Origin of the sequence: Acidimangrovimonas pyrenivorans (genome assembly GCF_042643245.1) — a bacterium.
GTDB classification, from domain to species: Bacteria; Pseudomonadota; Alphaproteobacteria; order Rhodobacterales; family Rhodobacteraceae; genus Acidimangrovimonas; species Acidimangrovimonas pyrenivorans.
Map to the genome: position 1 here is coordinate 293,553 of NZ_JBHRSK010000004.1, position 20,764 is coordinate 314,316.

Consider the following 20,764-nt stretch of genomic DNA (forward strand, 5'->3'; position numbering starts at 1 on the left):
GCGGCGGCCAAGGCAAGAGGCGGAGGCAAGGGGGTGCGGCGGCATTGCGCCTTGTGCGGCCGGGCGCGGAACGGCAGGCTGGGGCGCGCCTGAACGAGGGGCCAGAACGAGGGCCAGAACGAGGGCCAGAACGAGGGAACGACCATGACGCCGAATCTGCAGAGCGGACAGAAACCGGGACTCTGGCGCCGGACGCCACCGGCGATCTTCCCGCCGATCATGGGCCTGTTCGGCCTCGGCCTGGGCTGGCGCCACGGTGCCGGCGCCTTTGGCATCGGGCCCGGCCTGTCGGATATGATCCTTGGCGCCGTTACCCTGCTTTATCTCTTCGCCGTCGTGGCTTACGGGGCCAAGTTCGTCCGCCGCGCGGCGGTGGTGGCCGAGGATCTCAAGGTGCTGCCGGGCCGCGCCGGGCTGGCGGCGATGACCCAGTCGGGGCTGCTGCTGGCGGCGACGGCGCTGGCCTATGCCGTGCCCGCCGCGCAGGTCGTGCTGTGGATCGCGCTGATCGGCCACACGGTGCTGGCGGTGCTGCTGATCCGCGGCCTGATCGCCGCGCCGGCCGAGAGCCGCATGGTGACGCCGGTCTGGCACCTGAGCTTCGTCGGCTTCATCATCGCGCCGCTGGCGGCGATCCCGCTGGGTTATGTGCTGTTGTCGCAGGTCATCTTCTGGGCGACGCTGGCGATCGCCCTGTTCATCTGGGCGGCGAGCGCGGCGCAGGCGCTGCGCGCCCGGGTGCCGGCGCCGCTGCGGCCGCTGCTGGCGATCCACCTCGCCCCTGCCGCGCTGTTCACCATGGTCGCGTCCGGGCTGGGCCTGCACGGCATGGCGCTGGCCTTCGGCCTCGTCTCCCTGGCCATGGTGGCGGCGATGGGGATCGGGGTGCGCTGGCTGATCGCGGCCGGGTTCAGCCCGCTCTGGGGCGCCTTCACCTTCCCGCTGGCCGCCTTCGCCAATGCCTGCTTCGCGCTCGAGCGCAGCGGCGGCGGCGAGGGCTGGCGCTATGCCGGCGGGGTCGGGCTGGTGGCGGCGACGCTGATCGTGCCGCCGATCGCGGTCAAGGTGCTGCAGCTCTGGGCCAAGGGCCAGCTGGCGGTGAAGACCAACGCTGCGACAGCGTGAGCGCGGGAAAGGGCAGATCGGCTCTTTCCTTTCCCTGCCATGCGTGAAATAGGGAACTGCCAAACGAATACCCTCCAAGGAGACCCCCCGATGGAGATTCGCGAGGCGCTTACCTTCGACGATGTCCTGCTGGTTCCGGCCGCATCCTCCGTGATGCCGTCGACGGCCGATACCTCGACCCATGTCACCCGGTCGATCCGTTTGAACATCCCGCTGCTCAGCTCGGCGATGGATACGGTGACCGAATCGCGGATGGCGATCGCCATGGCCCAGGCCGGCGGCATGGGCGTGATCCACCGCAACCTGACCATCGAACAGCAGGCCGACGAGGTCCGCCGGGTCAAGCGTTTCGAAAGCGGCATCGTCTACAACCCGATCACCCTGCGCCCCGACCAGACCCTGGCCGATGCCAAGGAGCTGCAGGCGCGCTTCAATGTCACCGGCTTCCCGGTGGTTGACGAGACCGGCCGCGTCGTCGGCATCGTCACCAACCGCGACATGCGCTTCGCCAGCGACGACAAGACGCCGGTGCGGGTGATGATGACCTCGGACAACCTTGCCGTGCTGACCGAACCGGCCGACCGCGACGAGGCGAAAAGCCTGATGAAGGCGCGGCGGATCGAGAAGCTGCTGGTCACCGACAAGGACGGCAAGCTGACCGGGCTGCTGACCCTGAAGGACACCGAGATGGCGGTGCTCAACCCGCAGGCCTGCAAGGACGATCTCGGCCGGCTGCGCGTCGCCGCCGCCTCGACCGTCGGCAACGAGGGGTTCGAGCGCAGCCAGGCGCTGATCGAGGCCGGGGTCGACATGGTGGTGATCGACACCGCCCACGGCCATAGCGAAGGCGTGGCGATGGCGGTCGAGCGGATCAAGACCTTCTCGAACTCGGTCCAGGTCGTCGCCGGCAACGTCGCGACGGGTGAGGCGACCAAGGCGCTGATCGGCGCCGGGGCGGATGCGGTCAAGGTCGGCATCGGCCCGGGCTCGATCTGCACCACCCGTGTCGTCGCCGGGGTCGGCGTGCCGCAGCTGACCGCGATCATGGATTCCGCCGCCGCGGCCGGCGATACGCCGGTGATCGCCGATGGCGGCATCAAGTTCTCGGGCGACTTCGCCAAGGCGATCGCCGCCGGCGCCTCCTGCGCCATGGTCGGCAGCGCCATCGCCGGCACCGACGAGAGCCCGGGCGAGGTGATCCTCTACCAGGGCCGCAGCTACAAGGTCTATCGCGGCATGGGCTCGCTGGGCGCGATGGCGCGCGGCTCGGCCGACCGCTACTTCCAGAAGGACGCGGCCAGCGACAAGCTGGTGCCCGAGGGGATCGAGGGCCAGGTGCCCTACAAGGGCGGCGCCGGGGCGGTGATCCACCAGCTGGTCGGCGGCTTGCGCGCGGCGATGGGCTATACCGGCAACGCGACCGTGGCCGAGATGCGGAAGAACTGCAAGTTCGTGCGCATCACCGGCGCCGGGCTGAGCGAAAGCCACGTCCACGACGTCCAGATTACCCGCGAGAGCCCGAACTATCGCATTGGATAATCAATGAGTTAAGTGGCGCATCTGAGTTCTTGGTGCTTCAAGAAGTGGGAGAACGATGCGGGAACGATGCAAGAACATGTCGTGTCTGACTGAAGTAAACTGAAGCAAACAGATCAGTTTAACTTCAGTCCGACCTTCAGCTTTCATTGAGAATTTCGATTCCGATGTTGCATTCCACGGCCTCAGCGTGAATCCATTGCGCAACATCAAGTTGTGCGGTGACCATGTTCGAAAAGCTTCTCAAGAATGGATTCGACGTCGCAATCCGGAACCACGCCGGGGCGATCATGGCCGTTGATTTTCCAGATCAGGCGCAGGAACTTGTCGATGCGTTGATGGAAGTCTCAATACCAGCGGAGGAGTTGATCGGCTCCGGAGGTGGCGAGGCGCAGTCTACGCAACGACTTCGCCGGCGTCTCTACGAAGCCGAGTGGCCGAAGCACAACTTCGACTTTCAACTCATCGTCGACGGAAAAGAGACCGTTTCACACAGCCACGAGATCGACCATGTCCGCCGGAGCGATGCAGGGACGATCGCGCTTGAGATCGAATGGAACAACAAGGACCCGTTCTTCGACCGGGACCTCGAAAATTTCCAGCGTCTTCACGGCCAGTCTGCGATCTCGATTGGTGTGATGATCACCCGCGGATCCTCGATGCAGGACGCAATGCAGGGGATCATTCAGCGCTGCATACAGAAGCACGGCATCATCGACGATGCCGACCTGGTTGACCGGTTCAAGATGAAAGACCGGACAAAGCGGCAGAAAGAGGCTGTCGACAAACTGATGCAGCAGCAGATACCGTTTGCTGATGCCTTCGCGAAGCACTTCGTCTCGGACAAGTTCGGGACAGCAACGACGCACTGGTCGAAGCTGAAGGAGCGGATCGACCGTGGCGTTGGCAATCCGTGCCCAATGCTTCTTATCGGCCTGCCTGTCGGCGTAATCGTAGAGTGAACAGCTTCACGCTTCAGCGGCGGCCGTCTCTTCCTCTGCTCCATCACCTGGTGGGACGATGAGTTCGAGATCAGGATAGTAGCCGACGTAGTCTTGGCGGTTTGTGGTCCAAAGTGGGATACCCTCGGCGTCAGCAAGTGCTCCGATGATAAAGTCTGGGAGAACGCCGAGTTTGGGTCCTTTGTTCTCTTGCTTGTATCTTAGGTAGGCTTTTCCTGCTCGAAAAAGAGCCTCGTTGCTGCAAGGTATGCGATCAAGTCCAAGAGAGGAAATTGCCTCGTCCATTTGATCACGGTTGTCCATCGCCACAGATACCTCACAGTAGACGATATCAGAGATAACAGTCGGTCCGTCTGCTTTCAGGTCCTCAAGTCTTTCTGTGGCCCAAGCGTGAAAGTGGTCCTCAGGCTCCAGGAGAGCGATCACGATATTCGTATCAAGCAACGTCGTCATTTTTCGCGTGTCACCCTCAGAAGCTCTTCAAGCGACATAGTCGGCCTGATCCCACTTTCCTTGAGAACGGCAAGCGCAGATTTGGTTCGAGCGGAGATGAACTCCTTTACATCCAAGTCTTCCATCTCGTCTGGAGAGATGACCTCGAAGCCTGCGACCATTGCGAGTTGTGAGCAAATGGGAGGAATGCTCTTGAGAATTCTCGGGTTGGTGAGATGGATGGCTCCCCGTGGGCGAGGGTCATTCGGCTGAGCGATGTATGCGTCAGGAGACAGGTTACGGGTTCTCTCGACAACATCCTCTGCTGAAAGCCGGCTTCGTCCACCAAGTGCGACGTAGAGCCGGATCAGGTGCTTGATCGCGAGCGATTTTTCCAAGTTCGAGCCACCTGTCAACTCGAGGAACCCGCTCCGAGCAAGCAGAGATGAATATGCTGATGGTGATGGGCTGCGTCCGGAGATCTTCTCATCTTCCAGCAATCGGTCGAGTGCAAGAAACAGGCAGTCGACCCACCACCGTTGGACACGCTTGTCATGGAAGTCCTGAATTCGTCCGATTTTGAGCAGGAAATTCAGGTTCGTGGCGAGTTTCCTGGATGTCTCTGCATGGTATCGAGGATCGTTGTCTACGAAGCGCTGGATGTCATCTGCGTTGATTAGGTTTGTTTTCCAATCGAGACTCTCCGCAACATGCTCTCTGACATAGGCATTTGCCCACATTGCTGGCCTGCGTTGGTCCTTCTTGGCCCCTTTCCATCTTCCGGCAAAACTGAATAGGAAGGCAAACAGGGCAATTCTGTCGAATGACTCGCCATGTTCCCAAGACAGCGCCTGAAAGACCAACTCGTCGACGCATATCAGGCTCTCGCCATCTTCTACGCGATTGAAAAGGAAGAAGTTGATCGGGATGTAGTCTGGCCTATTGGTGCGTGAGATTCGCTCCCTGAATAGGTCTCGTGGGATGTCTCTTAGCTCATCATTGAAACCGATGCGAATGACAGAATGAAGTTCTGAAAGGCCCACGTTGGACCTTCCCCAAGAAAAATTCTTGGTGAAGCTACCAGGCCGCCAGATCTCATTTTCGTCTGCCAATGATTGGAGACCTCATTCTGCGGCTGAAATACTCGAGTTGTAGGAATACGTCTTCCAAGTCGGCTTGTAGTCGTCGTCAGCCTGGTTGCCCCAGACAGTCCAGCCGTCGCGCACACCACGGCCGAATAGTTCCAGAAATGGGCCCCATGAGCATGACTCAATGATCGAGTATTGCTCGTCAGGCTTCCGGCTGTGCTCACGTTTTCGCGTCTTCAGAAGGTCACCATCGGGTTCCACTTGCTCAGGAGCCTCGATGAAGTTCACTTGGCGCCTGCCGGGCTGCAGAGTGCGTGCGTTCTTGCCGCGGGTCCCGAACAGAAGGATCTCCGTCACGTTCCTGAAGTAGAAGCCGACGCCACGACCATCCGGGCCACCGTCTTTTCGGATCTTCTCCCACACAATGTGGCTCTTGTAGTCGAAGCCCCACGCTTTCAGCACCTGGAGTCCCTCCGGCAGGAGAGCATTCGGAACCCACAGGTAACAGTGCGCCCGATCCTCCAGGTGGTCAGCAACCGGAAGCTCGCAGATCTCTTCGAGCGTCATGGTCGGGTAGCGTGCGAGGCGCTTGTGTTCCGGCGCGATCTTCCCAGTCCGGTTCTGGAAGCGCCACGGCGGATCGGCCATCACCGTTGCGAACTTGTCGTCACCGAGAAATTCGCGCAGGTCTTTCGCTGCCGTCATTGAGTCGCTCCCCTTGTGTTGTTCTTAGTTTGTAGAACAACACATGGTATACGACAATTGGTTCTCTGGCGAGATGGCGGGAATGGAGGCGATCATGGAACACCGGCTACAGACAGAAGATGAGCAGAGGGTGCAAGAGTTCCTTGATCGCTACAACGAGCTCTGCCGAGAGTTGGGTCTGGTCGTCGCCGGGATTGGGCTTCATGTTGACGATTTGCGACCAGGCCATGAGCATGCCTACATCGTCCGCGAACCCGACAAGTCTCTGAGCCTGCGGCATGCTCGTGAGCTTCCTGATCAGGCGCAGTCGAGGATCCTCCCACGTGTCGGTGATCGTTTCAATGAAGCGTTCAAAGCAGCGCGCGGGAAGCTCGCTGATGTTCAAGAGTTTTTCGTAGAGCGGTCGGCTGAAGAGACAGAGACGAGCAATGAAGCGAGACGCAATACGCGAGACATGGTCAATCGCAAGCGAGAAGAGCGCGGACTCGGTTCGAGAATCCACGGTCGCTTCAAAGACATTCCGGACGACTGAATGGTAGGGGGCTGTATTGCTCTCGAAGCTGATCCGCGGCACTTGATCTCCGAGACCAGTCTGCCGCCGGCCGGGGCAGTGAATGTGCGGGAGATTTGGCGGCCCGCCTCGAGGTATTCGTGGCGGACGGCGCCGGCGGCGACGGGTTAGACATCGACTGTCATTTGCTGACGATCCTGGCCTGGAGCTCGCAGGCGTCTTCCGGGTCCTCTGTGAAGTAATCAGAGATGACTCGGAACAGTCGGTCGTATGTGCGCGAAACGGTCTCTGCCTCGTCGCTGTCGTCTCCCTCGTAAGCGCGGAGAAGCTCTGCTCCGAAGGCAAGCAAATCTTCGCCCTGTCGCCCAAGCTGCTCCTGCTTCATCAGGATCCAGGAAAGAGCCATGAATGCCCCTGGATCAGCGGAGATCTTCGAATTGAGTGTGTCAATGACTGTCATGCCAAGCACTCGCACTTTCCGGAAAACGAGATAGCCTCGAGGTCATGCCGGCGCGTCACCTCTGCGTTGTAATGACCAACAAGACGCACCTCGAACTGCGCATCGAACCAGTCGTATCCCATCTCCGCATACATGCCGATCATCCCAATGAGCTCGTCCGCAGCGCGCTCTGCCGCCGATTTCCAGATGTCTCCGTTCGTGCGGTTTCCGAAGGGTGACGGCCAACTGATTGGGAGGCCGTGGATCGCTTCGACGCGGGCAAGGATCCTTTGCTTGAACTCGCGAGCTGATTTCATCACACAGCCTCACTCGCAAGAGCACGCATCTGATCAATAAGATCAGCAGCATGGATCTCAAGACGGTCGATCTCTTCTTGCAAGTGATCGAGGACAGGATGACCAGGATGATCAAGCCAGAGCTGCAGACGTCTTTCGCGGCGATCTGCGATAGCTTGCCGCGCGTCTCGGTAGAAGAGCTGAAGTGTGTCAAAGCGGTTTGTCATGTGCGTTCTCCTTTGATGAAAAGGAGATGCGCCAAGGCGACTGGGACCAAAGTTTTTTTCAGCATGTTTGAGAAAAAATCTCTGTCAGATGTCAAGCCGGATGCCATGGCTGGCCGCGGCGTGGCTGATGGTGTTGACGGTGTCCCTTGCCTCGGCGAAATCGCTGGCCCGCACTGTCAGAAGGTCGACAAGCAGGTTGGACTTCCGCTTGACGCGAAATGTGTTCTCAGGTTCGTCGATGTCCTCAGGTGCGTCGTCGGGGATGACGGCGAGGATGTCCCAGTCGCTCCCGGGCCGGGCGTCGCCACGCGCCCTGCTGCCGAACAGCCAGACCTCGGAAGCGCCAAGTTCAGACTTGCATAGATCTACGAGGATAGTGAGCTCGACATCGTCATTCATCTCGATGCTCGATGTCGAATTTGCGAGACAGTCGCCGAGCATAAGCTACAGCGAGGATGCTCAGACAGAGTGCCCCGACGGGGATAGACCATTCGTAGAGTGTCATAGGGTGCATGGTAGCGGTTTGGGGTTTGAGGGGAAGGTGCAACCTACTCCCCTTGCTTACTGTCCCCTCCAGGGGCGCCGCCAGGCGCGATGTCATCCTGACAGCGACATAGTAAGTAAGGCCCAGTCAGGATCTGACAGGAAGTTCTCCAAGGCATGTGGAGCGAACACAGATCGAGGGCTCGATCTCCTGGTCAATCCAGGAGTTCGACATGGAACAGAAAGAGCAGATCGCAACCTACGCTGAGCGCCAGCGCGCGGACGGAAAGTTCCCTGCCGTTTTCAGACTTGAGAGTGTTCATCCAGACGATGTCGCAGGCATCATTGGACATGCAGAGCGTCGCATCGGAAACGTCGACCACGTCGATAAGAGCCGCTCACATCTCAACCGGATACTCATCGGCTCGAACGCGATCGCGCGGGAAATTCGCGCTGAAGCTGATGCGATGAGCGAGCACAACTTTGTCTCGAATCTAGAAGGCCTCAAGCGCGCCGGGCGCCGGAAAGAACACTTCGAAGCACTTGCCGCCGGCAAACAAGATCCGTTCGATCGGCAGAAGAAGGGTAGGGGTCCTCTTCGTGAGTTCGTGCTCACGCTGCACCGCGATTTCTTCCTCGCTGGTGAGGATTGCCCATCAGAATTCCGGCTCGAGTTCCTCGACGATACTGGGACCAGTGTCGCGTTCGATCTGCGCAAGGCAAGGGAGTTCGTCAACAGCTCGATGGCGTTTCTCAAGAACGAATTCGGTGACATGCTGCGGTATGCTCGGGTCGATCTCGACGAGCAGTCGGTCCACATTCAGGGGCTCCTGGTCGGCTATAAAGAGCACGAGCCGAGCGTGCGGTTCGCGCATGGTCGCAAGCGTTTCCAGACCTCACAGCACCGGCTAATAGGTGGCGAACCGATCATGAAAATGGTCGACGGTGAGGTCAAGAAACTTGGTCACCGTAAAGGCTACGAGCTCGCACAAGACGCTGTCGGGGAATGGTTCGCTCAGGACCGTTACAAGCATCTCAACATCGTCCGCGGGGAGGCCAGGGCAATGGCTGCGCGTGGCGCCCACGAAAGTGCCGTCCAGTTTTTTCAGGAAGAAGATCTCGCTCTAAAGATGATGGGGCATGGCGGCCTCAAAATCCCGGCCGGCGCGAAAAACGCCCGCCGCATGTGGCTGCTCAAAGAGCAGGCAAAGCAGCGATCGAGGAGTGGAAATCTGCGCAAAGACAATGCCCAGAATCTTGCCCTCGACTATCTCGTCGAGCTCGGTGTCCTGACGTCTGTCGAACGGCATGAATCTTCTTCTCGTCGCGCCAGGACAGAGCTGCTCAAGCGCTATGAGAGCGACTATGGCACAGCAGACGAGATCATCTCGGATCCTGGCTCCGCGGCTCTCAAGCGGCTCTCAAAAACTCGGCGTCAAGTCGACGAGCTGAACAAGAAATCCAAGGAACGGATTGAGGAAGAGCGAGAGAAGCAGCGCCAGTCATGGGAAAGTGAGCGTGCCGATTTCGAGAAGAAGAGGGATGCGGACCTTCTCAAGCTCGTGCAAGAGCGCAGCCGGCTGCATGCTGATCAGCTCGAGCTCGCGCAGGAGCGTCGCGAGTTCGAGGCGGAGTATCAGAAAGGTCGTGACCAGGCGGCTCAGCTCGTTGACACTGCATACGACCTTGCGGAAAGCATCAGAGGTGTCGCTGAAGCAGTCGGCTACTTCAAGTCGAACCCAGGAGGCCGTGAGAAGTTCCGAGTGCTCGAGCGCGTCCGAGGTCCGAGGGTGCGCGGCTGAAGCTCGTCAGGCCTGTCCGGGACAGATATCCCGGCATAGTCACGCCCCGCAACTGTCAAGCAGAAGACATGGAACAGATCCGCCAGGCGCTACGTGATGGAGCCTGGCATATCCTCTTCGAAGCGAGCGTCGTTAACGGATCTTATGCCGGCGTTGCTGTCGATCAGCATAGAATCGGACGCAGATAGTCTTGCCGGGCGTGTCCGTCCGAGCGCGCCAGGATGACGGTATACTTCCGACGCATGTAGTATCCCGCAGCTCACCTCTGCCATCCGAAGATGCTCACCTGGACTTGATAAAGGTCCTTCCGTGCGATCCTACGCGCACGTGTCGCCTCAGCGCTGCTTCGACTCGTCTCTGCTCCGCCGCTCATCGTCCTGGACGATCACGCAGCCTTCGTCCAGCAAGATGCGGTTCCTCTCTTCCGCGCGCGCGGTTTCGTCCTGTATGTCCGGAAGCCCTTCCTCAAGAGGCGCCCAGGCTGCCAGCAGATCGAGAAGGCCTTTCTTCTTCCGCTCATTGCGCTCGCCAGACGACATGGAGACCCCTTTCGTGCATCTCGCATGATGATGCTCTTCGTCTGATACGGCGGTCAAGCCGGGCGGGGAGATTTCCCTGACGGAGAACAGGCACACCACCGCCCTTCTCCCACTGACGCGTCAAGCATGAGAACGTGTGTATACATCCTTGCAAGCTCTACATTGAGGCAGTCACTCTTCTTCGTAGTCGTCTTCACGGACAAGCTGGACAGCGAGCACAGAATGCTTGCACTCGTAGCAATCTGCGAACTGCTCTTCGACAGGGTCTATAACGACGTTCGTAGGATCAACGGTGAACTCTCCGTCGAGAAGCGGGATCTCGATGGTGGTGATGATGCCGATGTTGTCTGACCCACAGTTGGGGCAGACGAGTCCAAGGTGGTTGCTCAAGTCAGGTCTCCTTTGCGATCATCCGTCGCGCAGCTACAGAAGATCGTCAAGGCGCTTGATCCTTGCCGTATGGAACATTTCAGTGGATCGGAATGTCCGCCGTCAGATGGTTTGGGACATGACATGCCCGCTCCCGAGCGGCACCGCCGGCAAACGCAAGATCGAAACCAAAGATCGAAAATCTTCCTCGCATTATCCATATTTTTCTATATCATACAATGTATAAGGCTATTCCAAGGATCGACAAATGATCGAGACTCCCGGTCGCATAGAACCTTGTCTCTTCGAGGAGTTCCTCCCTGCGGAGCTCGCGGACCTCGCCGTCGAAATCCAGCGGGCGGCCGATGCTCTCGGTCGTGGTTTGCATCCCGATAGCGCGAGAGAACTCGCGGACCTCGTCAGGATCATGAACTGCTACTACTCGAACCTGATTGAAGGGCATAACACCCGCCCGCGGGACATCGAGAATGCTCTGCGCGGTGCCGAGCTGGCTGATGAGACAAGGCCACTCGCCCTCGAAGCACGGGCCCATGTAATCGTTCAGCGTCAGATCGACGAGGACTACCTGAGGGGAACGCTCCCTTCGCCGACCGGCCCAGGCTTCCTGTCGTGGGTCCACGAGGGCTTCTATGAGGAGATGCCCGAGGAGTTTCGGTTCGTCGAGTATCCGGATGGCCGCCGGGAAGAGATCGTGCCGGGCAAATTCCGGAGCGAGGGCGATCCAGAGGTTGCTGTCGGTCGGCATTTGCCCCCGTCGTCAAATCGCGTCGGGGACTTCCTCGACCATTTCGCGAAGCGCTATCGCACGGCCGAGAACTCGGCCAGCGGCCGGATCATCGCGATCGCCGGCGCGCATCATCGCCTGAACTACATCCACCCCTTTCCTGACGGCAATGGCCGCGTGAGCCGCCTCATGTCCCATGCCATGGCTCTCAAGGCCGGGATCGGAGGGCAGGGACTGTGGTCCATTTCGCGTGGGCTTGCGCGCGGTCTCGAGGACCGGGGCGAATACAAGCGCATGATGGACATGGCGGACAGTCCGCGCCGTGGGGATCGTGACGGTCGTGGAAACCTCTCCCTTGCGGCCCTACAGAGCTTCACGGCCTGGTTCATGAGGGTGATGCTCGATCAAATCCGTTTCACGACCGGACTGTTCGATCTGGCGGGGCTCGAAGGTCGCTACAAACGACTCGTCCTGGACGTGACCGGCGACAAGCGCGCGCCCGAGCTGATCTCCGCGGTGCTACGGCATGGCCAGCTGAACCGGGGTGAGGCTGGGCTCGTGCTCAAGGTATCGGACGTTACGGCGAGGAAGACGCTCGCTGAGCTTGTGAGGCTCGGCTTCCTAAGGTCGGACAGCCCGAAGACGCCGGTCCGCCTCGCGTTTCCGCTCGACTACCGGGAGCGGCTGTTTCCCAACCTCTTCGCGGAAGAGCCGGTGTAGAGGTCGGGAAAGCCTCTTGGATAGAGATCATGCAGAGTTAGCTTGAGCGCCTCGGCTTCGACACCCACCCAGAGGTATTCCATGAGCCCTTGCTGGAAGGGATCAAGCGCGCGAAATACCTCGACAGCGAGGAGCTGGCCTGCTTGTGGCACTTCAAGGAGCGGAAGGATCGCTTCCAGACCTCGGAGTTCTTCATCGACGTCGAGGCCGTAGTGGAGAATGCCATGCACCAGGTCGTGGACGGCCGCTACGGGCTGACGATTGAGGTAACTCGGGGCGCAAGTCCTCAGGGGCCGATCAAGAGCCTCAGCATCTATCGCTAAGGCCTCTGAAGGGGCTTCCGTTGGGGGCGGTGAACGGGCGGCGCCAGGTGGTGCTGCCCGACGCCTGCATCCAGAATTTTCCGTTGAGGCTCAAGGCGGGCAGCCGAGTCATCAAGCAATCGGTTGACGCCAAAGTTGCATGACAACGGGTTCGACAGTGAGCGGACCCGGCGTGTCGACCTCACACCGCAGTATGTCCGGGATATGGGAAGCATTTTCGAGGGCAAGGCGTCGGCTCTCGAAGACGCGATCATGGATGCCAGAGCGGAGCACCACCCCGATGCCGGGTCATAACTGACAGCAAAACATTTCCCTATTATCCACGAGAAAAAGCTGCAGGCGCGGGAGCCTTGAAGACGACTGCTTCGCAGGACATCCCTATCATTCGCTCGATATCCGCTGCGGCTGCGACGGGGCTTGAAAGCAGAACGGAATCCCGACCATCACCAAGCTGGTCACAAATGATCGCCGGGCGCTTGGAGCTTTCGCTCGGCGCCGCGATCGTCTTCTGGGCCCTGTGCCGCAACCGCCTGAGAAAAGGCGTCACCCGCCTTTCTGGTCTGCCCTAAAGCGCAGGAGCCGCAGCGCGTTCATGGTAACCAGCACGGTTGCGCCGGTGTCAGCCATCACCGCGATCCAGAGGCCGGTGAGGCCGATCAGGGTGGTCACAAGGAACACCCCTTTCAGCCCCAGCGCAATCGCCACGTTCTGACGGATGTTGGCCATCGTCGCGCGGGCCAGCCGGATCTGTCCGGCGACGTCCATCACCCGGTCGCGCAGCAAGGCGCCATCCGCCGTCTCGAGCGCGACATGGGTGCCCGAACCCATGGCAATGCCCAGATGCGCGGTGGCCAGCGCCGGGGCGTCGTTGATGCCGTCACCCACCATCATGACATGGGCCTTGCCTGCGAGGTCGCGCAGCTCCGCGACCTTGTCTTCGGGCAGCAGGCCGGCGCGGGCCTCGATGCCCAGGCCTCCGGCGATGGCGCGGGCCGTCACCGGGTTGTCGCCCGTCAGCATGACCGAGTTGATGCCCATGTCCTTCAGCACTGCGACTGCCTCGGCTGCATCCGCGCGCGGCTCGTCGCGCAGCGCAATCAGCCCCAGAAGACGATCCGCCGTGAAGACGGCAACGACGGTCTTGCCCTCGCGTTCCATCCCCTCGACGGTCGCGCGGTCGGTATCTCTCAGCACCTCCGCCTCTGCGGCCATGCGCGGGGCGCCGACGTTCCACGTCTCGCCCGCGATGTCGGCACGCGCGCCCCGGCCCGGGATCGTCGTGGCCCCGGTGGCCTGCGGAACCGTGACGCCCTCTGCCTCGGCCCGCGCAAGGATCGCCTGCGCCAGCGGATGGCTGCTGCCCATCTCGACCGCCGCAGCGGTGGCGAGGAGCGTGGCGGTGTCGCCATGCAGCGGCACGACATCGGTGATCTGGGGGCGCCCCTCGGTCAGCGTGCCGGTCTTGTCGAAGGCGACGAGGGTGGTCTTTGCCGCCGTCTCCATCACCGCGCCGCCCTTCATGAGCAGACCATGCCGCGCGCCCGAAGACAGCCCGGCGGCGACTGCGGCGGGGACCGAGATCACCAGCGCGCAGGGGCAGCCGATCAGCAGGAGCGCAAGGCCGCGATAGATCCACGTCTCCCATGCCGCGCCGAAAAGGAGCGGCGGCAGGACGGCGGCGAGCAGGGCCACGCCGACCACCGCCGGCATGTAGGCCCGGCTGAACCGGTCGATGAAGCGCTCGACCGGGGCGCGGGCGCTCTCGGCCTCTTCGACGAGCTGCAGGATGCGGGAAATCGTGTTGTCCTCGGCGGACTTCCCGACACGGATGCGCAGCTCCGCCTCGGTGTTGATCGAGCCCGCGAAAACCTCGTCGCCCGGTTCCTTGACCACCGGCACGCTTTCCCCCGTTACCGGGCTCTCGTCGACGCCCGAGGTGCCGCGCACGATACTGCCGTCCGCGGGGATCCGGTCCCCGGGACGGGCCTGCACGATCTGCCCGATGGCAAGGCTTTCCGCCGGGACCTCGCGGATGCGGTCGCCGACGACCAGCCGCGCGGTCTTGGGCACCAGGTCGGCCAGCGCCCGGATGGAGCCGCGCGCGCGGGATGCGGCAAGGCCTTCCAGCATCTCGCCGACCGCGAAGAGGAAGACCACGAGCGCGGCCTCTTCCGCGGCGCCGACGAAGAGGGCGCCGGTGGCGGCGATGCTCATCAGCATCTCGATGGTGAAGGGCATCCGCGCCCGGGCCATCAGGGCGGCCCGCTTCGCCACGGGGGCGACGGCGATCAGGGTGACCAGCACGAAGACCCAATGCGCGACAGGGCCACCGACAAGGAGCTCGACGATCCATGCCGAGGCGAGCAAAGCCCCGGTGCCGATCAGGTGGCGCCCCTTGGCCGTCGCATACCAGGTGGGATCGGGCTTCGGGGTGGCACCGTGCCGAGGGGAGATGTCAGCCGCTTCCACGGACTCGCCCGCTTCCGGAAAGGCCTCGTCCGGCAGCACGAACGCGCCCTTGGGCTTTTCCGGCGCGGCGCCTTTGGCCGAGATGCCGTAGCCAAGGCGGCGCACCGCCTTCTCCACCGTTTCGCGGGAAGTCCTGTCCGCGTCGAGCCACAGCCGCAGCCGTTCGTTCATCAGCGTCACCTCGACGGCGTCGACACCTGGGAGCATCTCGACCGCGCCGCGCACCTTTGCCGCGCAGGACCCGCAATCCATCCCCGTCACGCGCCATTCGTGAAGCTCCGCTCTGTCCATCATCTGCTGCCTTCCGCTCGCTTCGTTTTCTCGACAGCGGACAAGATAGGAGCTACAGTTACTGTAGCTTCAAGGGGAAAGTTCAGACTTTCTTCACGGCGATGGAGGGATGACATGCATACGATCGGAAACCTTGCACGTCGGACCGGCACCAAGGTGCAAACCATCCGATACTACGAACAGATCGGCCTGATGCCGGAACCGGGGCGCACCGAGGGCGGGCAGCGGCGCTATGGCGATGCCGATCTCGACCGGCTTGCCTTCATCCGCCATTCGCGCCAGCTCGGTTTCCCGCTCGACGCGATCCGCGAGCTCCTGGACCTCTCCGATCATCCCGACCGTGACTGCGGCGCCGCGGATTCGATCGCCCGGCGTCAATTGCGCGAGGTCGGGAACCGTTTGGCGCGGCTCGAGGCGCTCAAGCAGGAGTTGGAGCGGATGATCGGCGAGTGCAGGGGCGGAACGACCTCCGACTGCCGAGTGCTGGAGGTGCTGCGCGACCATTCGGAATGCCTTGCCGACGACCATGACGAAGTCGGCTAATATGGGCCGTCCGCGACCTGCCGCGCCACACTGCATGTGCGAACTTGACCCGACATGTTGCAGGCAGAGTGGGGTCGAAGGCGCCCTCCGCCATGAAGGGCTCATGGCCAGCGTAGCCCCCACGACGGTGTCCGCCGCATCTGACGCCCCACGGCGCAACGGAGCAGTCCCCGCATCTGATCGACGACCGGGATGGGCTTCCAGACCGTCGTCGTTTCAGCGGATGCATGTCCCGAGGCCGACTTCTGGGTCCGGACCTTCGTCGTCGGCACACGGTGGTTCCAACGCTACAGGATCTCATCGAGATAGCGCTGGAGGTGTTGTCTCCCCAGCCGGTGGTAGACCCCGATCAACGCGCGCTGCACGACGGCATTCACCGCTTCTGCGGTGTTGATATGCGCCCCGGTCCTGCGGTCGGCATATTCGTGCTTGTTGTGCTGCACCGTCATGTGCCCGGCGAAGGCGGCGCCGATCTTCCTGTAGGTCGAGTTCTTGTCGGTGATCATCACTGAGTCCAGGTCGAGCCAGTCTCGGATGATCGGGCCCATCGTGCGCCCTTGGGCATTCGGGACGAGGACGGCACGCGCCTGACCATTTCGGGCGGCGGCAACCAGGACAATCGGCTTACCGGTGCCGCGGCCCCGCTTGTTCTTCACCCCATGCTTGAACTTCGGCCTGCCGCCGACGAAGGCCTCATCGACTTCGACGACGCCCGACAACTGACCAGCAAACCCCTCGCGGTCGTCCATCAGCTCCCGGATTGCGTGGCCGAGCTTCCACGCCGTTTTCTGGTTCACCCCAAGGATGCGCGCCATGACGACGGATGAAATCCCCTTGGACGAAGTCAGCACGAGAAATATGGCGGCGACCCAGATGCGCAGGTCGAGCTTCGTCGCGTGGAGCGGCGTCTTCGTGGTGACGGTGAACTGCCGCCGACATTCCTTCTCAGCGCACTGGTAGAGACCGGCGCGCGTGGTGTCGCCCCGAAGCCGTGTCGAGCGCAAGCTGCCGCAATGCGGGCAGAATCGGTCCCCGGCCCAGATCGCCTGCTCGAGGAAGATCCGGGCATGGCGTTCGGTCGGCATCTTCTTCCAGACATCACGCACGGACTTGAGTTCGGTGATCATGATCGAGCCTCGCTTCGGGGAACCCCATAGATTGGCTCTTTCCTGAAAAGGCGAAGCGACTACGTGATGGCAGTCGTTAGGCGTAGATATGGCAACCTATGTTGGACCTGCCGGAGACGCGGCTTTGTTTCGTGGATAATGGCGAAACATTTCGACGCCCCGGTCTGAGACCGGTGAATTGGTCGAGGCATGTGCTGATTGCATTCGGCTCAGGAGAACCGAGGAAAATGAATGGCCTGACGAGATCCGGGTGGTAAAAGAAGTCGATACAACCCGCGGACGAGAATGGCCCAGATTCGAAAACTCGAAGTTCTGAATTTTAGGTGCATCAGAAGCCTGTCCTGGTTCCCGACGCCGGGCATCAACTGCCTGGTGGGTCCTGGCGACAGCGGCAAGTCGACCATCCTCGACGCCATTGATCTCTGCATGGGGGCCAGGCGCACGATCCAGTTCACCGACGCGGACTTCACCGAACTCGCCGTCGACGCGCCGATCGAGATAACCATCACGCTCGGCGCATTGTCCGACCGATTGAAGAACCTCGACGCCTACGGCCTCTTTCTGCGCGGCTTCGATGCCGCAAGCGGAGAAATTGAGGACGAGCCGCAGGCCGCTCTCGAAACGGTATTGTGCCTCAGGTTGACGGTGGGTGCGGATCTCGAGCCTGTCTGGACACTGGTCTCCGATCGCGCGGCTGCACTCGGGAGCGAGCGCTACCTCGCTTGGTCAGATCGGCAGGACATCGCCCCGACGCGGATCGGCTCCTTTTCGGACGTGAACCTCTCATGGAGGCGTGGCTCCGTCTTGAACAAGCTATCCAATGAGAAGGCCGACGCATCCGCGATCCTGCTCGCTGCGGCGCGTGACGCCAGGGCACAATTCGGCGACACGGCGGACGAGCAGCTGTCGGAAGGGCTGGCAAAGGTCAAAGAAGTCGCGGACGGGTTGGGCATTGGAGACGGGAACGACCTCCACGCCGAATTGGATGCCCACTCGGTATCCGTGTCGGCCGGCACGATCTCCCTCCACAATGCAGACGGCATCCCGCTGAAGGGAATGGGTATCGGATCGACGCGCCTTCTGATTGCCGGTTTGCAGAAGGAGGCTGCGGCGGGATCGGCGATCGTGCTGGTCGATGAGGTAGAACACGGGCTCGAGCCGCACCGGATCATCCAGTTCCTGAACGCGCTCGGTGCGAAGGACGCCGAACCTTCCCTCCAAGTATTTATGACCAGTCATTCGCCTGTGGTCGTTCGGGAGCTCGGCCTGACACCTCTGACAATCGCGCGGCGGGGCAATCATGGTCCAGACCTGAAACGAGCTGGAGATCATCCTGAGCTGCAGGGGACGGCACGGCTCTTCCCTGAGGCGTTTCTCGCCAAGTCTATCTTGGTCTGCGAAGGCGCAACAGAGGTCGGGTTTGTTCGGGGCATCGACCAGTGGTGTGATGACCAAGGAAAGGGCACGTTGCACGCGGCCGGGGCATGCCTTGTCGATGGCGGTGGGGGGAGCGATCAGATGCTCAGCCGAGCGCAGGCCTTCCGCACCCTCGGTTACCGATCCGCCCTTTTTCGGGACGACGACAAGCGCCCATCTGAAGCGAAGGAAACCGATTTCCAACTGGACGGGGGGTGCGTCTTTACTTGGCGGGAAGGCAAGAAGATCGAGGTGGAAATATTCGACTCAATTCCACCGGACGCCGTGAGACCGCTCCTGGACATCGCATTGGAGGAGCGAGAGGAGCAGTCGATCAATGATCAGCTGAAAACGGTCTCCGAAAACAAGGTCACCTTGGCCACGGTCCTCGCCGAAGTTGCGGCAAGCGAACTCAGCGATGCCTCACGTCACGCGCTCGGGGAAGCGTCCGGGAAGGGTTGGTTCAAAAACATTTCGACCATGGAGCGCGTTGCCCGGGATGTCATCGCCCCGAGGGCCACGAAATTGGACAAGGAATTTCGTAAGTCGATCAACACCATCCGAAAATGGTGCCTGAATGTCAGATGACTTTGACCTACTTCAGGTCACTAAGGGTGCGGTGGAAGCGCCGGCAGGCTGCGGCAAGACAGAGCTGATCGTCTCCGCACTCCGCCGCCATTCCGCCCCGAAACCTGTCCTTGTCCTGACTCACACTAATGCAGGGGTCGCCGCGCTTCGGCATCGGTTGTCGCGACATCGGGTGCCGCATGATCGTTACCGGTTGTCGACGATCGACGGCTGGGCCCTTCGCATCCTAAAGACCTTTCCTGCGCGGTCCGGGATCGCGCCCGCTCACCTCGACCTCGAGGATGCCAGACGGGACTACCCAGCCATCAAGGCGGCGATCGCGCGTCTTCTCGCCGGTCGGCATATAGACGAGGTGCTGTTCGCAAGCTTCAGTCGGGTCATCGTCGACGAGTATCAGGACTGCGACCCCGATCAGCATGCCGTGGTCTGTCATCTCGCGAGCATTCTGCCGACCGTCGTCCTCGGCGATCCGATGCAGGAAATCTTCAACTGGCGGGGCCACCACCCGGATTGGGATGACGACGTGGTCGGCAACTTTCCATTGGTCGCGGAACTGACCCGACCGTGGCGATGGGAAAATGCCGGCGCCCATGAACTCGGGGCCTGGCTGCTCGAGGCGCGTCGCACGCTGAAGGCCGGTGCCCGGATCGACCTGCGAACGGCACCCCCCGATGTCTCCTGGATTCATCTGGACGGCGTGACCGATCACGAAAAGCAGCGCCTCGCTTGCCTCACTCGGTCCCCGCGGGCCGGAGGAGAAGTCCTGATCATGACTGGTGGAATTCAGAAGGATCTGCAACGGAAGCTGGCGAAGCAGACACCGGGCGCTGTGACTGTCGAAGCCGTCGATCTTACGGAGGTCACGGACTTCGCACGCGAGGTCGACCTCGTCGCCCCGGGAAATCTGGAAGCCGCTCTCGACTTCGCCTTCGCAGTCATGACGGGCGTTGATCGGAAGGGCATCGCGGCCCGGGCGGCAACAATCGCCGCGGCTCGGCACCGGGCACCGCCCGAGGCGCACGAACTTGCGGCCATCCGATACCGGGAAGTTGGGGATGCCGCCTCCCTCATCGCCCTGTTCGATGCGCTCGAGGCCGCACAGGGTGCTCGGACGTTTCGGCCGGAGATCCTGCGCACCTGCATCAAGGCCCTCCGATCGTCCGGCCCCGATGTAAGCTTTCTGGAGGCCGCCAAGCGCATCCGCGAACAGCAGCGCGTGCTCGGGCGACTCCTCCCAACGAAAGCCGTGGGAAGTCCACTCCTGCTCAAGGGGCTCGAGGGCGATGTCGCGGTCATCCTGGATGCGAGCGACTTCGACCGTGACGCAGCAAAAAACAGGAAGAACCTCTACGTCGCGTTGACCCGGGGCTCCAGGAAGCTGGTGGTCTGCTCGCCGACGCACCTCTTGGGATGATATCACCGGGCAGCATTCCGGGGGGCGAGACCTGACTATTCGTATGAAAAGCGCGCGAGGGCGCGTTGGGGCGGAAGATCATGCTGGGTTCCCCTGGTGTCGAAGCTGCGAAGCGCTCTTCGAGTCGACGAAGGCGCTCACTTGCTCGTCGGCGATGGCCGCGGGTTGGGCGGTGAAGCTCAAGATGCTCGCCCTTATTCCCATATTCTCGCTTCGGCGGGTCTTTTCCGTTGAGCCGACGCGCTGCCATATGCCATCATGGGACACTGGAAATGAGGAAAAGTGATGACTTCGATTGTTCAGGACTACCCCATCCCGAAGGGCTGGCTTCCCGAGCGCGACTCGGAAGAGCGCAAGAAGTGATCTGCCGTTTTCTGGTCTCCAAGCACGAGGAGATCAGAGCATGTCGAAACACAGGACCAGCGGGCCTCAAGGCTCGTATGGCGCTGGAAGCTGTAAAGGGCGTGGGCACCGTGTCGGAGCTGGTTGCGGAATACGGCGTGCAGCCGCGGGCCATAGTCTACCTCAACCAGATTGAAACCGGCCAGCAGGGTCAGAGAGTAGCTTAAATCACCCCGAAAACTATCGAAGGATCGGGGGTGTAGGTAAGTGCC

The 20,764-nt window shown here is 61.4% G+C and carries 20 protein-coding genes and 1 pseudogene; 10 read left to right on the forward strand and 11 right to left on the reverse strand.

All coding sequences use genetic code 11. From position 1 onward, the window contains the following. Nucleotides 1-144 precede the first annotated feature (144 nt). The 3 genes from ACFOES_RS04350 (at nt 145) to ACFOES_RS04360 (ending at nt 3,623) form a co-directional block, all read left to right on the forward strand. Nucleotides 145-1,125, forward strand: coding sequence for a TDT family transporter (locus ACFOES_RS04350; RefSeq protein ID WP_377831954.1), 981 nt, complete (start codon nt 145-147; stop codon nt 1,123-1,125). Nucleotides 1,126-1,215: 90 nt separating this feature from the next. After that, on the forward strand, nt 1,216-2,664 hold the full coding sequence (gene guaB, locus ACFOES_RS04355) for an IMP dehydrogenase (protein ID WP_377831955.1): 1,449 nt from the start codon (nt 1,216-1,218) through the stop codon (nt 2,662-2,664). Between the two features lie 224 nt (nt 2,665-2,888). Beyond that, the gene (locus ACFOES_RS04360) at nt 2,889-3,623 is read left to right on the forward strand and encodes a BglII/BstYI family type II restriction endonuclease (protein WP_377833002.1); all 735 of its coding nucleotides are present in this window, start codon (nt 2,889-2,891) and stop codon (nt 3,621-3,623) included. A gap of 6 nt (nt 3,624-3,629) precedes the next feature. Here the strand turns inward: ACFOES_RS04360 and ACFOES_RS04365 are convergent, their stop codons facing one another. The 3 genes from ACFOES_RS04365 to ACFOES_RS04375 are packed head-to-tail and all read right to left on the reverse strand — an operon-like array spanning nt 3,630 to nt 5,848. After that, on the reverse strand, nt 3,630-4,076 hold the full coding sequence (locus ACFOES_RS04365; protein WP_377831956.1) for a type II toxin-antitoxin system VapC family toxin: 447 nt from the start codon (nt 4,074-4,076) through the stop codon (nt 3,630-3,632). Then, nucleotides 4,073-5,167 carry a hypothetical protein gene (locus ACFOES_RS04370; protein WP_377831957.1) on the reverse strand — a complete coding sequence of 365 codons (1,095 nt, stop codon included), beginning with the start codon at nt 5,165-5,167 and terminating at the stop codon, nt 4,073-4,075. Before ACFOES_RS04370 ends, ACFOES_RS04365 begins: the two co-directional genes overlap by 4 nt. A 12-nt stretch (nt 5,168-5,179) precedes the next feature. Continuing rightward, nucleotides 5,180-5,848, reverse strand: a complete 669-nt coding sequence (locus ACFOES_RS04375; RefSeq protein ID WP_377831958.1) for an MT-A70 family methyltransferase — start codon at nt 5,846-5,848, stop codon at nt 5,180-5,182. Nucleotides 5,849-5,891: 43 nt separating this feature from the next. On the opposite strand from ACFOES_RS04375, the gene ACFOES_RS04380 reads away from it, so the two are divergent. Continuing rightward, nucleotides 5,892-6,380: a hypothetical protein gene (locus ACFOES_RS04380; RefSeq protein ID WP_377831959.1), complete on the forward strand. Its 489-nt coding sequence runs from the start codon at nt 5,892-5,894 to the stop codon at nt 6,378-6,380. A gap of 160 nt (nt 6,381-6,540) precedes the next feature. Here the strand turns inward: ACFOES_RS04380 and ACFOES_RS04385 are convergent, their stop codons facing one another. From ACFOES_RS04385 to ACFOES_RS04400, 4 genes are all read right to left on the reverse strand, one after another. After that, nucleotides 6,541-6,819: a hypothetical protein gene (locus tag ACFOES_RS04385; RefSeq protein WP_377831960.1), complete on the reverse strand. Its 279-nt coding sequence runs from the start codon at nt 6,817-6,819 to the stop codon at nt 6,541-6,543. Continuing rightward, nucleotides 6,816-7,115: a hypothetical protein gene (locus tag ACFOES_RS04390; RefSeq protein ID WP_377831961.1), complete on the reverse strand. Its 300-nt coding sequence runs from the start codon at nt 7,113-7,115 to the stop codon at nt 6,816-6,818. The genes ACFOES_RS04385 and ACFOES_RS04390 overlap by 4 nt, the downstream gene beginning before the upstream one ends. Next, a complete protein-coding gene (locus ACFOES_RS04395) occupies nt 7,115-7,321 on the reverse strand; it encodes a hypothetical protein (protein ID WP_377831962.1) in 207 nt (68 codons plus the stop codon). Before ACFOES_RS04395 ends, ACFOES_RS04390 begins: the two co-directional genes overlap by 1 nt. 84 nt (nt 7,322-7,405) lie before the next feature. Further along, complete coding sequence (locus ACFOES_RS04400; RefSeq protein WP_377831963.1) at nt 7,406-7,720, reverse strand: nucleotidyltransferase domain-containing protein; 315 nt, start codon at nt 7,718-7,720, stop codon at nt 7,406-7,408. Nucleotides 7,721-8,037: 317 nt separating this feature from the next. Here ACFOES_RS04400 and ACFOES_RS04405 point away from each other — a divergent pair, with 317 nt between their 5' ends. Beyond that, nucleotides 8,038-9,606 carry a hypothetical protein gene (locus ACFOES_RS04405; protein ID WP_377831964.1) on the forward strand — a complete coding sequence of 523 codons (1,569 nt, stop codon included), beginning with the start codon at nt 8,038-8,040 and terminating at the stop codon, nt 9,604-9,606. A 335-nt stretch (nt 9,607-9,941) separates the two neighbouring features. On the opposite strand, the gene ACFOES_RS04410 is transcribed toward ACFOES_RS04405, so the two are convergent. Together ACFOES_RS04410 and ACFOES_RS04415 are read right to left on the reverse strand one after the other, a co-directional pair. After that, on the reverse strand, nt 9,942-10,145 hold the full coding sequence (locus ACFOES_RS04410) for a hypothetical protein (RefSeq protein WP_377831965.1): 204 nt from the start codon (nt 10,143-10,145) through the stop codon (nt 9,942-9,944). 171 nt (nt 10,146-10,316) lie between these two features. Next, a complete protein-coding gene (locus ACFOES_RS04415) occupies nt 10,317-10,535 on the reverse strand; it encodes a hypothetical protein (protein WP_377831966.1) in 219 nt (72 codons plus the stop codon). Nucleotides 10,536-10,782: 247 nt separating this feature from the next. On the opposite strand from ACFOES_RS04415, the gene ACFOES_RS04420 reads away from it, so the two are divergent. Beyond that, nucleotides 10,783-11,979 (forward strand): Fic family protein, encoded by a 1,197-nt coding sequence (locus ACFOES_RS04420; protein WP_377831967.1) that lies wholly within the window; start codon nt 10,783-10,785, stop codon nt 11,977-11,979. 89 nt (nt 11,980-12,068) lie between these two features. Further along, a complete protein-coding gene (locus ACFOES_RS04425; RefSeq protein ID WP_377831968.1) occupies nt 12,069-12,302 on the forward strand; it encodes a hypothetical protein in 234 nt (77 codons plus the stop codon). Nucleotides 12,303-12,845: 543 nt separating this feature from the next. On the opposite strand, the gene ACFOES_RS04430 is transcribed toward ACFOES_RS04425, so the two are convergent. Then, nucleotides 12,846-15,065: a heavy metal translocating P-type ATPase gene (locus ACFOES_RS04430; protein ID WP_377831969.1), complete on the reverse strand. Its 2,220-nt coding sequence runs from the start codon at nt 15,063-15,065 to the stop codon at nt 12,846-12,848. A 111-nt stretch (nt 15,066-15,176) separates the two neighbouring features. Between ACFOES_RS04430 and ACFOES_RS04435 the strand changes: the two genes are divergently transcribed. After that, a complete protein-coding gene (locus ACFOES_RS04435; RefSeq protein ID WP_377831970.1) occupies nt 15,177-15,605 on the forward strand; it encodes a MerR family transcriptional regulator in 429 nt (142 codons plus the stop codon). Between the two features lie 101 nt (nt 15,606-15,706). Here ACFOES_RS04435 and ACFOES_RS04440 read toward each other — a convergent pair. Then, nucleotides 15,707-16,732: pseudogene (locus ACFOES_RS04440) on the reverse strand (IS1595 family transposase). 285 nt (nt 16,733-17,017) lie between these two features. On the opposite strand from ACFOES_RS04440, the gene ACFOES_RS04445 reads away from it, so the two are divergent. Together ACFOES_RS04445 and ACFOES_RS04450 are read left to right on the forward strand one after the other, a co-directional pair. Continuing rightward, on the forward strand, nt 17,018-18,736 hold the full coding sequence (locus ACFOES_RS04445; RefSeq protein WP_377831971.1) for an ATP-dependent nuclease: 1,719 nt from the start codon (nt 17,018-17,020) through the stop codon (nt 18,734-18,736). Continuing rightward, nucleotides 18,726-20,150, forward strand: a complete 1,425-nt coding sequence (locus ACFOES_RS04450) for a UvrD-helicase domain-containing protein (RefSeq protein WP_377831972.1) — start codon at nt 18,726-18,728, stop codon at nt 20,148-20,150. The genes ACFOES_RS04445 and ACFOES_RS04450 overlap by 11 nt, the downstream gene beginning before the upstream one ends. Nucleotides 20,151-20,764 lie beyond the last annotated feature (614 nt).